The organism is Bacillus sp. REN10, assembly GCF_016820555.1.
In the GTDB taxonomy this organism is placed as follows: Bacteria; Bacillota; Bacilli; order Bacillales; family Domibacillaceae; genus Bacillus_CE.
Map to the genome: position 1 here is coordinate 551,058 of NZ_JADHDW010000001.1, position 14,098 is coordinate 565,155.

Annotated in this window: 16 protein-coding genes; all 16 read left to right on the top strand. The window is 40.7% G+C overall.

Annotation, left to right across the window (positions count from 1 at the left end; all coding sequences use genetic code 11):
- The first annotated feature begins 15 nt into the window (after positions 1-15).
- The 16 genes from ndk to IRB43_RS02890 all read left to right on the top strand — a co-directional run bounded on the left by ndk (position 16) and on the right by IRB43_RS02890 (position 14,097).
- A complete protein-coding gene (gene ndk / locus IRB43_RS02815) occupies positions 16-462 on the top strand; it encodes a nucleoside-diphosphate kinase (RefSeq protein ID WP_203361892.1) in 447 nt (148 codons plus the stop codon).
- Positions 463-604: 142 nt separating this feature from the next.
- Entirely contained in the window at positions 605-1,393 is a 789-nt protein-coding gene (locus tag IRB43_RS02820) for a CheR family methyltransferase (protein ID WP_203361893.1), read from the top strand.
- A gap of 199 nt (positions 1,394-1,592) precedes the next feature.
- Positions 1,593-2,765 carry a chorismate synthase gene (aroC, locus tag IRB43_RS02825; RefSeq protein ID WP_203361894.1) on the top strand — a complete coding sequence of 391 codons (1,173 nt, stop codon included), beginning with the start codon at positions 1,593-1,595 and terminating at the stop codon, positions 2,763-2,765.
- Between the two features lie 2 nt (positions 2,766-2,767).
- On the top strand, positions 2,768-3,859 hold the full coding sequence (gene aroB / locus IRB43_RS02830) for a 3-dehydroquinate synthase (protein WP_203361895.1): 1,092 nt from the start codon (positions 2,768-2,770) through the stop codon (positions 3,857-3,859).
- On the top strand, positions 3,856-4,227 hold the full coding sequence (gene aroH, locus IRB43_RS02835) for a chorismate mutase (protein WP_203361896.1): 372 nt from the start codon (positions 3,856-3,858) through the stop codon (positions 4,225-4,227). Before aroB ends, aroH begins: the two co-directional genes overlap by 4 nt.
- Positions 4,228-4,246: 19 nt before the next feature.
- Entirely contained in the window at positions 4,247-5,344 is a 1,098-nt protein-coding gene (hisC, locus tag IRB43_RS02840; RefSeq protein ID WP_203361897.1) for a histidinol-phosphate transaminase, read from the top strand.
- A gap of 12 nt (positions 5,345-5,356) precedes the next feature.
- The gene (locus tag IRB43_RS02845) at positions 5,357-6,460 is read left to right on the top strand and encodes a prephenate dehydrogenase (RefSeq protein WP_203361898.1); all 1,104 of its coding nucleotides are present in this window, start codon (positions 5,357-5,359) and stop codon (positions 6,458-6,460) included.
- A 15-nt stretch (positions 6,461-6,475) separates the two neighbouring features.
- On the top strand, positions 6,476-7,762 hold the full coding sequence (aroA, locus tag IRB43_RS02850; RefSeq protein WP_203361899.1) for a 3-phosphoshikimate 1-carboxyvinyltransferase: 1,287 nt from the start codon (positions 6,476-6,478) through the stop codon (positions 7,760-7,762).
- Between the two features lie 156 nt (positions 7,763-7,918).
- The gene (locus IRB43_RS02855; RefSeq protein ID WP_203361900.1) at positions 7,919-9,178 is read left to right on the top strand and encodes a tetratricopeptide repeat protein; all 1,260 of its coding nucleotides are present in this window, start codon (positions 7,919-7,921) and stop codon (positions 9,176-9,178) included.
- Between the two features lie 38 nt (positions 9,179-9,216).
- Positions 9,217-9,756, top strand: a complete 540-nt coding sequence (locus tag IRB43_RS02860; RefSeq protein WP_203361901.1) for a ReoY family proteolytic degradation factor — start codon at positions 9,217-9,219, stop codon at positions 9,754-9,756.
- Between the two features lie 93 nt (positions 9,757-9,849).
- On the top strand, positions 9,850-10,311 hold the full coding sequence (locus IRB43_RS02865; RefSeq protein WP_203361902.1) for a YpiF family protein: 462 nt from the start codon (positions 9,850-9,852) through the stop codon (positions 10,309-10,311).
- Positions 10,312-10,470: 159 nt separating this feature from the next.
- Positions 10,471-10,974 carry a Rieske (2Fe-2S) protein gene (locus IRB43_RS02870; RefSeq protein WP_203361903.1) on the top strand — a complete coding sequence of 168 codons (504 nt, stop codon included), beginning with the start codon at positions 10,471-10,473 and terminating at the stop codon, positions 10,972-10,974.
- Positions 10,975-10,988: 14 nt separating this feature from the next.
- Positions 10,989-11,663 (top strand): menaquinol-cytochrome c reductase cytochrome b subunit, encoded by a 675-nt coding sequence (qcrB, locus tag IRB43_RS02875; protein WP_203361904.1) that lies wholly within the window; start codon positions 10,989-10,991, stop codon positions 11,661-11,663.
- 53 nt (positions 11,664-11,716) lie between these two features.
- Positions 11,717-12,493, top strand: coding sequence for a menaquinol-cytochrome c reductase cytochrome b/c subunit (locus IRB43_RS02880; RefSeq protein ID WP_203361905.1), 777 nt, complete (start codon positions 11,717-11,719; stop codon positions 12,491-12,493).
- 141 nt (positions 12,494-12,634) lie between these two features.
- Positions 12,635-13,237, top strand: coding sequence for a lipoprotein heptaprenylglyceryl N-acetyltransferase LhaT (gene lhaT / locus IRB43_RS02885; RefSeq protein WP_203361906.1), 603 nt, complete (start codon positions 12,635-12,637; stop codon positions 13,235-13,237).
- Between the two features lie 68 nt (positions 13,238-13,305).
- Positions 13,306-14,097 carry a sporulation protein YpjB gene (locus IRB43_RS02890; protein ID WP_203361907.1) on the top strand — a complete coding sequence of 264 codons (792 nt, stop codon included), beginning with the start codon at positions 13,306-13,308 and terminating at the stop codon, positions 14,095-14,097.
- Position 14,098: the final 1 nt, after the last annotated feature.

Genomic DNA, 14,098 nt, shown 5'->3' on the forward strand with positions numbered 1-14,098 from the left:
ATAGGAGTGACTACAATGGAAAGAACATATTTAATGGTTAAGCCAGACGGCGTACAAAGAGGACTAATCGGCGAGATTGTTGCTCGTTTTGAGAAAAAAGGCTTCCAACTAGTTGGAGCTAAATTAATGAGCGTTTCTAAAGAAACGGCTGAGCAGCATTATGCAGAGCATAAAGAGCGCCCATTCTTCGGTGAATTAGTGGACTTCATCACTTCAAGCCCAGTATTTGCTATGGTTTGGGAAGGTGAAAATGTAATCGCAACTGCTCGTCAAATGATGGGTGCAACAAACCCTAAAGATGCAGCACCAGGAACAATCCGCGGCGATTTCGGCATTACAGTTGGTAAAAACATTATCCACGGTTCTGATTCTCCAGAAAGCGCAGTAAGAGAGATCTCTATTTTCTTCAAAGAAGAAGAATTAACAACTTACAGCAAACCAGTGAATGAGTGGATCTACTGATTATATTAAAAAATACTGCCTTTAGGGCAGTGTTTTTTATTTTTGTCAAAAACATCTATTGTACTACTTCCTTGTTGCGATATAATAAGACAAAAGAACTACAATTTATTGTCAATTACTGAATAGGGAGAGGAATTAGGGAATGGGTGACTATCAAGAATTTATTCAACAAATCAATCGGAAAACAGGCATTGATCTTAGTTTATATAAAGAAGCTCAAATGAAGAGACGATTAATTTCCTTATACGAAAAAAAGGGATTTCACTCATTTAAAGAATTTTTTGAAGCGATGAATCGTGATTCACAAATTTTTAATGAATTTTTAGATCGAATGACGATTAATGTGTCGGAGTTTTATCGAAATGCCAAACGGTGGGAAGTGTTAGAAAAGAAAATTCTCCCTCGGTTGCTTGCTTCTAATAAAAAGCTGAAAGTATGGAGTGCCGCTTGCTCAACAGGGGAAGAGCCCTATACAACAGCCATGGTATTATCGAAATTTATGCCGTTATCGCAAATATCGATTTTAGCGACAGATCTTGATCAAAATGCGATTCAGAAAGCGAAAATTGGCGTTTACTCTGAGCGGTCACTGGCGGAAGTTCCGAAAGAAATGAAAGAAAAATACTTTAAGGCTGAAGGAAGCTTTTTTAAAGTGACGGATGAAATTAAGCGAACGGTTACCTTTAAACAACAAAATTTATTGTCTGATCGTTTCGACTCCAATTTTGACTTGATCATTTGCCGAAATGTGATGATTTATTTTACTGAAGAAGCGAAGGATCAGCTATATCATAAATTCAATCAGGCATTAAAGCCTGGCGGAGTGCTGTTTGTCGGCAGTACAGAACAAATTTTCAATCCGAATGAATATGGATTTGAAGTCGAAGATACGTTCTTTTATCAACGGGCACCTCATATGGTGAAAAGTTAACAGTATATAAGAATAGAGACCTTTATGTGCAGGTCTCTATTCTTATATATGGATAATTTTTTTGAAAATATTATGAATTTAGACAAATACATCAATAGTTATGGTAAAATCTCAAAAAGTAAATAAGTATGTGGTAATTTAAAAAAATTATGTTATAGTGATACATAACCGCTTTAACGAGTTGAAGGGAGAAAGTGAAATGAGATATTTAACAGCAGGAGAATCACATGGACCGCAGTTAACGACAATTATAGAAGGGTTGCCTGCGGGAATGCCGCTTTTAGCAGAGGATATTAATACGGAGCTAAGCCGCCGTCAAAAAGGACATGGACGAGGCCGCCGAATGCAAATTGAGAAAGATGTAGTGAGCATTAAGAGTGGAGTGCGTCACGGCTACACGCTCGGTTCTCCAGTATCATTAGTAGTTGAAAATGATGACTGGAAACATTGGACGAAAATTATGGGAATTGAACCGTTAGATGAAAATGAAACAGACGAGGTCAAGCGTCAAATTACACGTCCGCGTCCAGGACATGCGGATTTAAATGGCGGCATTAAATATGGTCACCGCGATATGAGAAATGTGTTGGAGCGATCGTCCGCACGTGAAACGACGGTGAGAGTAGCAGCGGGTGCTGTAGCTAAAAAATTATTAAAGCTGCTGGGGATTGAAATTGCTTCCCATGTCGTTGAAATTGGAGGAATAAAAGCCAAACAGATGGCTGTAGACACCATTGAGCAAATTCAAGAACAGAGCGAGAATTCGCCCGTTCGCTGTTTAGATCAAGAAGCGGAAAAGCAAATGATGCAAGCGATTGATGATGCGAAGAAAAATGGCGATTCGATTGGAGGAGTTGTGGAAGTAATCGTAGAAGGGATGCCGGTTGGCGTTGGAAGTTACGTGCATTATGATCAAAAGTTAGATGCTAAAATTGCCGGAGCGATTGTCAGCATCAATGCCTTTAAAGGGGTGGAGTTCGGCATCGGTTTTGAAGCCGCTGAAAAGTTTGGCAGTGAAGTGCATGACGAGATCGCTTGGACGAAAGAGCAAGGATACTACCGAAAAACGAACCGCTTAGGGGGCTTTGAAGGCGGGATGACAAACGGCATGCCAATTGTCGTCCGTGGAGTGATGAAGCCGATCCCAACGCTTTATAAGCCGTTAGAAAGTGTCGATATTGATACGAAAGAACCATTCACGGCAAGCATTGAACGGTCCGATAGCTGTGCAGTACCAGCAGCTGCTGTGGTAGCAGAAGCGGTAGTCGCTTGGGAATTAGCTTCTGCGATTGTGAATCAGTTTTACAGCGACCGGATGGAGACACTCATTGCTTCTATAGAAGAAGCGAAACGTTATGCAAGGGAGTTTTGAGCATGCGGCAATTGATCATCGAAATGCCAAATAAGACGTATCCCGTCTATGTAGGGGAAGGAGCACTCACTCAGTTAGCCCCATTGTTTCAAGGTCCTTTGCAAGAAACTACGAAAATATTGGTCATTGCTGATGAACATGTCGCTGCTCTTCATGGGGATACATTAAAGCAAGCGATTCCGTCAAATGTATCTTATGAATGGTTAACGGTTCCGAAGGGGGAAACAGCGAAATCATTTGCCACGTTTGAGGCATGTTTAACATTTGCCCTGGAGAAAGGGCTGGATCGAAAATCTTGTATTCTCGCTTTTGGTGGAGGAGCAGCTGGTGACCTTGCTGGTTATGTAGCAGCAAGCTTTATGCGCGGCATTCGTTTTGTGCAAATTCCAACGACAATCCTCGCTCATGATAGCGCAGTGGGAGGCAAAGTAGCGATTAATCATCCGTTAGGAAAAAATATGATTGGTCACTTTCACCAGCCGGAAGCTGTAATTTATGATACGAGGTTTTTAAAGACGTTGCCCGAGCAGGAAATTCGCTCTGGTTTTGCTGAAGTGATTAAACATGCATTAATTGCTGATCGAGCATTTTTACAGGAGATTATGAAGAATGTCAGCAGTCTCGATGATCTCACAGATGATTTTTTAGCCTATTGCTTAGAACGGGGAATCGAGATTAAAGGAACCATTGTCAGTGAAGATGAGAGAGAGCAAGGTATTCGCGCTTATCTGAACTTTGGTCACACGTATGGACATGCGCTAGAGGCGGCTTTAGGGTATGGAAAAGTCACTCATGGTGAGGCTGTTGCCGCTGGCATGGTGTATGCATTGTACCTTAGTCAGAAAAAGACAGGTTTAGCGTTTCATGTAGAAACGTTTTGCCAGTGGTTAAATAAGCTGGGCTATCGATTAGATTTAAATGCCTCGTTTTCGTTTGAAGAACTTCATCATTTGATGAAAAGGGACAAGAAGACGATTGGTGAGCACATTCGCTTCGTTTTATTAGAAGCGGTTGGGAAGCCTGTCATTTGTGAAGTAAGCTCGAAAGAATTAGTAGAGACAGATCAATTAGTAAGGAAGGAAATGATGAGATGATCAGGGGGATTCGGGGAGCAACAACGGTTACAGTAAATAATGAAACGGAAATGACAGACGCTACGGAAAAGTTGCTGCAGCAAATGATTAAAGAGAATCAGGTGCAGCCTGATGATGTATGTTCTATTTTTATCTCGGTGACAGAAGATTTAACAGCCGCTTTTCCAGCGAAGGCGTTAAGACGATTCGATGGCTGGAGCTATGTGCCAGTGATGTGTATGAAAGAAATTCCGGTTCCTGAAAGCTTAGAAAAATGCATACGCGTCATGATGCATGTGAACACGAAGTTATCGCCAGCAGATGTGAAACATATTTATCTTGAAAAAGCCGTTAGCTTACGGCCAGATTTACAAAAGCAAAATCATTAATCTAACGGAGGGGATATTCATGAAATGGAAAGAGCAAATTATTAATTTAAAAGCGTATCAGCCAGGTCGCTCTGCAGAAGCAGTGAAAAAGCAGTTCGGTTTAGAGAAAATTGTTAAATTAGCTTCGAATGAGAACCCCTTTGGTTCGTCCAACAAGGTGCAACAATGGATTCAATCTTATGCAAGTTCTTTCGCTATTTATCCAGATGGTTATACGACCATTTTGCGAACAGCGTTGAGCGAGCACCTTGGGTTAGATGCCAAGCAATTTATTTTCGGGAATGGATCGGATGAGATTTTGCAAATTGTGTCACGCTCTTTGCTTGAGCCTGGGAAAAACACGGTGATGGCCACTCCGACATTTTCACAATATCGCCATAATGCGATTGTGGATGGTGCGGAAGTACGAGAAATTCCGCTCGTGGACGGTGCGCATGATTTAGATGCTATGAGAGCAGCAATAGATGAACAAACCGCTGTTGTTTGGCTTTGTAGCATCAATAACCCAACAGGTGTTCATTTAACGAAAGAAGCGTTAGTAAACTTTTTAAATCAAGTACCTAAAGATGTGTTAGTCGTGCTGGATGAAGCGTATTATGAATATGTGGTAGCGGATGATTATTACAATGCGCTCGATATCATTCAAAGCTATTCGAATGTGTTAGTGACTCGAACATTTTCGAAAGCATATGGTTTAGCGAGCTTCCGTGTCGGCTACGGCTTTGGCTCAGAAGAAATGATTCAGCGACTAGAGCCTGTACGCGAGCCGTTTAATGTAAATACGTTGGCACAAGGAGCCGCAGCAGCAGCGCTTTCAGATCAGCAATTTATCGACACATGTCGAGAGGAAAATCGCAAAGGGTTGGAGCGGTTTTACCAATTTTGTCAAAAAGAAGGTCTGTTTTACTATCCTTCACAAGGGAACTTTATTTTAATAGATTTCCAATGTGATAGTGATATACTATTTGAATATTTAATGAAGAAAGGATATATTATTCGCTCTGGTCAAGCGCTCGGATTCCCGACGTTTGTGAGGGTGACTGTCGGTTCGAAAGAAGAAAATGAAGGTATTATGCAAGCGATGAAAAGCTTTTTAGCCGAAACAGCTATAAGATAGTAGGTGTAAATCATGAGAGGAAACGTGTTTATTGCCGGCTTAGGATTAATTGGTGGCTCTCTTGCCAAAAGCATTAAAAAGTCCCATCCGCAAGCTACAATCATTGGCTTTGATATCCGTCCTCAAGAAATGGGACTGGCAGAGGCGCTGCACGTCATTGATAGAAGCGTCTCCTCCTTTCAAGAAGGGGCGGAGCAAGCCGACTTAATTATTTTGGCCGCTCCTGTTATGCAAACAGAAGAAATGATACGTGAATTGACGACCTTTCGCTTAAAAGACCATGTGATTGTCACAGATACGGGCAGTACAAAGAAGAAAATTATGGAATGTGCGCAAGTATTATTGGATCAAAAGATTACCTTCATTGGCGGCCATCCGATGGCTGGTTCTCATAAAAGCGGTGTCGCTGCAGCGAAGGAACATCTATTTGAAAATGCTTTTTATTTATTGACACCAAGCAATCATGCAGATGAAAAGCAAATCGCGATTTTGAAAAAATGGTTGGAAGGCACGAAGGCGAAAATTATTGAGTTATCAGCGGAGGATCATGATGAATTGACGGGAGTGGTCAGCCATTTTCCTCATGTTGTCGCCGCATCGCTCGTTCATCAAGCCGAAAGCTATAACCATCACAATTCACTTGTTTCTAGACTAGCTGCTGGCGGATTTAAAGATATTACTCGCATTGCTTCGTCTAATCCAGAAATGTGGAAAGATATTTCTTTACATAATAAGGAAGTATTGTTGGGGTTGTTAGAAAATTGGCAATCCGAAATGAATAAGGTCATCGATATGTTAAAGGAAGAAAAAGCGACGGATTTATTTAACTATTTCCATGTAGCGAAAGAGTTTCGCGATCAATTGCCTGCTCAATCGATGGGGGCCATCCCTGCTTTTTACGATTTGTATGTCGATGTTCCCGATTATCCTGGGATCATTTCTGAAGTGACCGCTTATTTAGCGGAAGAGCGAATTAGTATTACGAATATTCGTATTTTAGAAACGCGCGAGGATGTGTTTGGTGTTCTTGTCATTAGCTTTCAAAATGATAAAGATCGTATGCGGGGGATGAACTGCATTGAAAAGCAGACGAATTATGACTTATATTTAGCCTAAAAGGGTGTGGTATAGATGAAAGAGATCAAGTTGAATTTAACGAACTCAGTGCTGCGAGGAACGCTTGAAGTACCAGGGGATAAATCCGTTTCTCACCGCTCTGTGATGTTCGGAGCTTTAGCGGAAGGAAAAACGACGATTCGCCACTTTTTAAAGGGGGCGGATTGTTTAAGTACGATTGATATTTTCCGAAAACTCGGGGTGCAAATTGAAGAAACAGAAGAAGAAATCATTGTTCATGGAAATGGCTGGGATGGGTTAAAAGAACCGGTTGATATTTTAGACGCAGGAAATTCTGGAACAACGACAAGGTTGCTGTTAGGCATTTTAGCGGGCAGGCCTTTTCATTCTGTACTAATTGGCGATGAATCAATTGCCAAACGCCCGATGGATCGCGTAGTTGTACCTTTAAGGCAGATGGGTGCACAAATTTCAGGAAGAGAAGAGGGGCGCTTTACACCTTTAGCCGTGAAAGGTAGTGAATTAACAGCGACTCATTATGAGCTTCCAGTGGCTAGTGCTCAAGTGAAATCCGCAATTATTTTTGCCGGTTTGCAAGCAAAAGGAGAGACCATCATTACGGAACCGCTACCGACAAGAGACCATACAGAAAAAATGATTGAACAGTTTGGCGGCAACATTACAAAGCGCGGAAATGAGATTATTGTGACAGGCGGTCAAGTGTTGAAAGGAACAGATATTTACGTGCCAGGAGATATTTCTTCGGCAGCCTTTTTCCTTGTTGCTGGTGCCATTGCACCAAACAGTGAAATCGTGTTAAAAAATGTTGGCTTAAATCCGACAAGAACGGGTATTATTGATGTAATGAAAAAAATGGGAGCCAATATGGAAGTAGAGCTGGAAAGTTCAAAAGGTGAGGAAGTCGGTACCGTCATTATTCGAAGCTCTGCATTGCAAGGGATAGAGATTGGCGGCGATTTAATTCCTAGATTAATTGATGAAATTCCAATTATTGCTTTGTTGGCGACTCAAGCATCAGGCAAGACGATTATTAAAGATGCTGAAGAATTAAAAGTAAAAGAAACGAACCGTATCGATGCGGTCGTGAATGAATTAACAAAGCTTGGAGCAAAGATTGAAGCGACAGATGATGGAATGATCATTTATGGCGGCCAGTCGCTGACAGGCGGTCATGTGACATCTTATGGTGATCATCGAATCGGGATGATGCTTGCTGTTGCTTCATTGATCGCTTCTGAACCAGTGGCTATTGAAAACATTGAAGCGATTGCTGTATCTTATCCGCAATTTTTTGAGGATTTAACAAGATTAATTCAATAAAGAGAGGGAGCTGAGAAGGAATTTATCAGCTCCTTTTCGTGATGAAGAAGGAAATTTTATTAATGTGGAGAATTTATGTATCATAGAAAAGAAAACAAGTAGCTGCTTATCTTGTAAAAAAGATGAAAAGCTGAAGGAAAGAAAGGGTTCGAACATATGTCTTATGCACAACAAATGATGGATTGCTTACAACAAGGAAATGAACAACAGGCTCGATCACTATTTCAAAAGGTACTCACTTTTTCATCGGATGACGACAAATATAGCCTTGCTGAGCAGCTGTATCATTTAGGATTTCTCAATGAGACGAGGGAACTGTATGAAGCGCTGTTAGAGAAATATCCAAGCGAAGGCGAGCTTCGAGTACTGCTAGCGGAAGTTCTTGTCGAGATGGATGAAGAAGAGGAAGCGATGTTACAATTAGATCAAATGGATGAATTAGATGAATTCTTCCCAAGGTCGCTCTTGCTGTTAGCGGACTTATATCAAATGCAAGGCTTATATGAAGTCAGTGAGCAGAAACTATTACAAGCAAAAAAGCTGCTTCCTGATGAACCAGTGATTCAATTTGCTTTAGCTGAGTTGTACCTAGAACAAGGGAAATTTCTCGAAGCGGTTAAAAATTATCGTGAACTGCTTGAACTTGAGGAAGACGTGATCGCAGGAGTTTCGATTCATCAGCGACTAGCGGAGGCATTAAGTGCTGGTGGCGCATTTGAGGAGAGTCTCTATCATTATGAACAAGCGCTCGAACATAAAATAGAGATCAATACCTTATTTGGCTATGCGTTTACGGCATTGCAGGCAGGGCATAATCGGACAGCAATTGACAAGTTTAATGAAGTGAAAGCGTTAGACCCGGATTACCATTCGATTTATTTATATTTAGCAAGAGCGTATGAGCGAGAAGAAGAGTTGGAAAAAGGGCTTGAAGCAGCAAAAGAAGGGATTCGTTATGACGAGTTTCATAAAGAGCTATTCGTTATCGCTGGCAAACTGAGCTTGAAGCTTGCTAAAGAACAAGAAGCAGAAAACTTTTTCAGAGAAGCATTGGCGCTAGATCCAGAGTATTCAGAGGCTGGTTTAACATTAAACAAGCTGTTATTGCATCAAGAACGCTATGAAGAGGTTCTTGAAATATCAGCATTGTTGAAGAAAGAAGGAGAGGCAGACCCTCAATTTATTTGGGACGAAGCAAAAGCGTATCATGGAATCGAAGACTATGATCAGGCATTAAAATCTTATGAAGAAGCATATAATTTCTTTAACACGAATCATTTGTTTTTAGAGGAGTACGGTTATTTCTTAGCAGAAGAAGGAAGACGTCAGGAAGCGTTGCAGATCTTCACTGGACTGTTAAAAACGGACCCGACGAATGAGGAATGGCTGTCGCTAATTGAACGGTTAAGGGATTAACAGGCTAATATTATTCTTTACAGAGGAGGGATTTATCGATGGCTGCCCCTGTATCTGTTCATGAGAAAAAAGATTTTATCCGTTGGTTTTTAAATCATTATCAATTAAAGAGAAGAGAGTCTGTTTGGATCTTAAATTATTTAATGAGCCATGATCAGCTAATGGAGAAGGTTCATTTCGTCGATGATGCTCAATATTGTCCAAGAGGAATGGTTATGTCCACGCATTGTGTCGATAGTGCGCCATTTCGTTTTTTTAAAGAAAACATTATGACAACCGATGCCGAAAAATCCTTTCATGATATTCGTTTAAACAAAGAAGAGAATATATACATTGAATTGAAGTTTAGAGGATCGAATACTTCTCACCAATATGCAGCCGTGTTAGAAGAAAATCCGTTCATGCCGAGAAATTTACGAATTACCGAAAAAGATAAAGCGTTGGCTGAGAAATTTTTAAAAGATAGCATTTACCGCTTTCAAAAAGAGCGACTTCTGCAAGCAATAGATGAGGCGCTCGATCATGGCGATAAAGAACGGTTTCTCGAGTTAACAGAAAGACTAAATCAACTAAAATAACCTTTTGCTCACCCGGGCAAAGGGTTATTTTCATTTAGGAAAGGTAGCCCTCTATTCGCCATCGTGATATGATGAAAAGCGAGGTGAACAATCATGAATTGGAATGGAAAAGATACGGAAATGTTTCAGCAGCAAAAGGAATACATTGATACACTGATCATGCCGCTTGTCCCGGTTTCTTTTGATTCGGATATGAAGCAAACGGCCTCTCAGTATGAATTTATTCAATTATTGACGATGTTATTAGAGAAGCAATTTAAAGGCCGCATTCTCCTTGTTCCGCCGTTTTCTTACATGAAAAAGCAAAGCGGAGAAGAGAAGACAAAAGCTATTAATGAATGGACAGATGAATTTGACCATGCCGGTTTCAAGCATACATTCTTCTTTACTTCGGATAGCGACTGGAAGTTTGTTGAAGAACAACTGAAAGGCACGCTCATTTGGGTGCCATCTGTTCCGCTGGAGCATATGGAGGATTCGTACAAATATTCTTTGATCGAAGAGCAAGCCAAGCAGTTTGTCAATATCATTGTTCAAAAATGGCAGGAAATTTAGCAATATTTCGGAAATTCGTCACAGGCTTTCCGCTTTTTTAAAGCAGTATCATATTGACCAAAAATCAAGTTTGGATTATCATAATGATGTCCTAGTTTATGTTTGTGCGATTATTTTGTGTCCATGATGGACAGACCTTATGATAGAGGGGGGAAAAGAATGAGCAAACAACGGGTATCAAGACGTCAATTCCTTAACTACACTCTTACGGGAGTAGGAGGTTTTATGGCGGCAGGTATGCTGATGCCAATGGTTCGTTTTGCAGTCGATCCAGTGCTAGAAGCTGGTGGTAAAGGCGACTTTCATGCAACGAAGCAAAAAGTGGATGAATTAAGCAAAACTCCAACGCGCGTCGACTTTTCTTATGAGCAAAAAGATGCATGGTATGTATCTGAAGTAACACAAACAGCTTGGGTTTACAAAGATGACAAGGGCGAAATCGTCGCTCTTTCACCAGTATGTAAACATTTAGGTTGTACAGTGGACTGGCAAGGTGGAGACCACAAAAACAAGTTCTTCTGTCCATGCCATAACGGTTTGTACGAGAAGAATGGTAAAAACATTCCAGGTACACCACCAACAAAACCGTTGGATGTGTATCCAACAAAAGTGAAAGACGGTTTCCTTCACCTTGGTAAGCCGAAACCGAACAATATCGTGTAAAGGAGGCGTAATACATGCTTAACAAGATTTATGATTGGGTAGATGAGCGTTTAGATATTACGCCGATGTGGCGCGATATCGCTGATCATGAAGTGCCTGAGCACGTAAACCCTGCGCATCATTTTTCTGCGTTTGTTTACTGCTTTGGTGGATTAACGTTTTTCGTAACTGTTATTCAAATTTTATCAGGTATGTTTTTAACGATGTACTATGTGCCTGACATTAAAAATGCTTGGGAATCAGTCTATTATTTGCAAAATGAAGTCGCTTTCGGAATGATTGTACGCGGAATGCACCACTGGGGTGCGAGTTTAGTAATCGTTATGATCTTCTTACATACGCTACGTGTATTCTTCCAAGGTGCTTACAAAAAACCTCGTGAATTAAACTGGGTAGTCGGAGTATTAATTTTCTTCGTTATGCTTGGATTAGGTTTCACAGGCTATTTATTACCTTGGGATATGAAAGCGCTATTTGCGACAAAAGTTGGTATTGAAATCGCGGCGGCTACACCGTTTATTGGGGCTCAAGTGAAAACATTGCTTGCCGGTCATCCGGATATTATCGGAGCGCAGACACTTACTCGCTTCTTTGCGATTCATGTGTTCTTCCTTCCAGCAGCTTTGCTTGCGTTAATGGGAGCTCACTTCGTTATGATCCGTAAGCAAGGAATCTCAGGTCCATTGTAAAATTCGACAGACAATTCATTTGATTTGTATCTTTATAGAAGGAGGGGAACGCTATGCATCGTGGAAAAGGGATGAAGTTTGTTGGTGATTCGCGTATCCCGGCTGAACGTAAACCGAATATTCCGAAAGACTATTCGGAATACCCAGGAAAAACAGAAGCCTTTTGGCCGAACTTTTTATTAAAAGAGTGGATGGTCGGTTCTATCTTTTTAATCGGTTATTTATGTTTAACGGTTGCGCATCCGTCTCCGCTTGAGCGTGTTGCGGATCCAACAGATACAGGATATATTCCACTTCCAGACTGGTATTTCTTGTTTCTTTATCAATTGTTAAAATACACTTATGCATCTGGACCTTATAACGTAATTGGTGCTTTCGTTATTCCAGGTCTTGCATTCGGAGGTTTGTTATTAGCTCCATTTATTGACCGAGGACCAGAGCGTCGTCCGTCAAAACGTCCATTTGCGACAGGCTTTATGATGTTAGCATTAGCATCAATCGTTTTCTTAACTTGGGAATCCGTTGTTACTCACGATTGGGATGCAGCGAAAGCTCAAGGGGAGATTAAAGAAGAGGTTGAAGTTGACATTGACAAAAATGCTGAAGGCTATCAACTTTATCAAAAAAATGGCTGTATCGGATGTCATGGTGATACATTAACTGGCTCGGGAGCCAATCCATCACTTGTGGATACAGGATTAAAACCTGAGGAAGTTGCCAAAATCGCTAAAGAAGGCCGTGGTGCTATGCCAGCTGGCATGTTCAAAGGTACCGATGAAGAATTAGGTAAATTAGCTGAGTATATTTCTACTTTAGAATCGAAGAAGTAATAATCAGAGATGTTCCGTATTGTACGGGGCATCTTTTTTAGCTTTTGTTTCATAATGCTGTGGATTTATACTAATCAAAGACCAACAATATACTTCCAGATCAAGTTTTTGTATATAATAAAGTGAAGGAGGAGAAACAACGTGCGCTATTTATATTGGATATTAACAAATAAGTCCTTTCTTTGGACTTTATTAATCATTAATATTTTTGGAACGATATATGGGTATATCTGGTATGGTTCACAACTTCAGCAAACGAAGTGGTACTTCATTCCTTTCGTTCCTGATAGTCCAACAGCCAGTTTATTTTTTGTAGTAGTTTTGGTTGGGTTTTTATTAAATAAGCACTGGGGATTGTTTCAAGCACTAGCGATTATTACCCTATTTAAATATGGAATTTGGGCTGTCGTTATGAATATATTAACGCTAAAAGTAAGTGGCACTTTGCCTTGGGAAGGATATATGCTAATGGCCTCGCATCTTGGGATGGCTGTTCAGGGAGTGTTATATGCTCCTTTTTATCGAATTAAATGCTGGCAGTTGATTGTGGCTGCGGTTTGGACTTTACATAATGAAATCATTGATTACGTATTTATGCAGTATCCTATTTATCCTCAATTGAATTTGTACATTCAAGAAATTGGTTATTTCACGTTTTGGCTTAGTCTTCTTTCGATCTTCCTTGCTTGGTACGCTGGGATGAGAAGACAGCGTTTGACATGGGATTTTCCTAATCGCTTGTGACATGATTATTTTCTTCTCGTTTCTTCCTTACCTGCATATATTATAAGCAGGATTGAGGAGGGAGAGCGATGAATAAATTTAGACAGTTGTTCATAATTTTTTTCCTGTTTATGCTACCTATTTCTACTCAGGCGGAAATCACTAATTCTCGCCTTCTTAAGTTAGATACCCTCTCTGAGCAAGCTTTACAGTTCACGAAAGCAGGCCGTTACGATCAGGCTGAGGCGCTGATGGAGCAATTTAACAAGGACTATCTTGTCTTGCAACAAGATGATCGTCTTGTGTCAGCGGAGGAGTGGGCCGTTATTATGAATGTATTTCATGAAGCATTTGCACTAGTTAAACAGCCAGATGGAAGAGAACAAAAATGCTTAGAAGTAATGACTTCTTTTCGCTTAGTTGTTAATGCTATTAGCTCAACTAGTACACCGCTATGGATGCAAATGGAAGAGCCGGTCATGTCCTCCTTGCAAGATGTTAAGCAATCCTCTTCCCAGTTAGATTCTTCACAATTTCATGAGACGTTCAATGTTTTTTTATCTAATTATGAAACGTTGAAACCGAGTTTGCAGGTAGACTTAGATGCGGATCAGCTACAAGTATTAGATGCACAAGTTCGCTATGTTGATCATTACCGAGAAGAAATTTTAGCTACTCCGACAGAAGCGGACGCAATTGAGCGGTTGGAAAAGGAAGTGAAGGCGGTGTTTTATGAGAAAACGAGAGAAGAGAGCGTTCAGCCATCGCTTGGCTGGGTGATTAGTATGACGGGCGGAATTATTATTACTACATTATCTTACGTTGGCTGGAGAAAATATAAAGGACAGCAGGAGGAAGCGAGGAATAAGCCTAATCATTGAA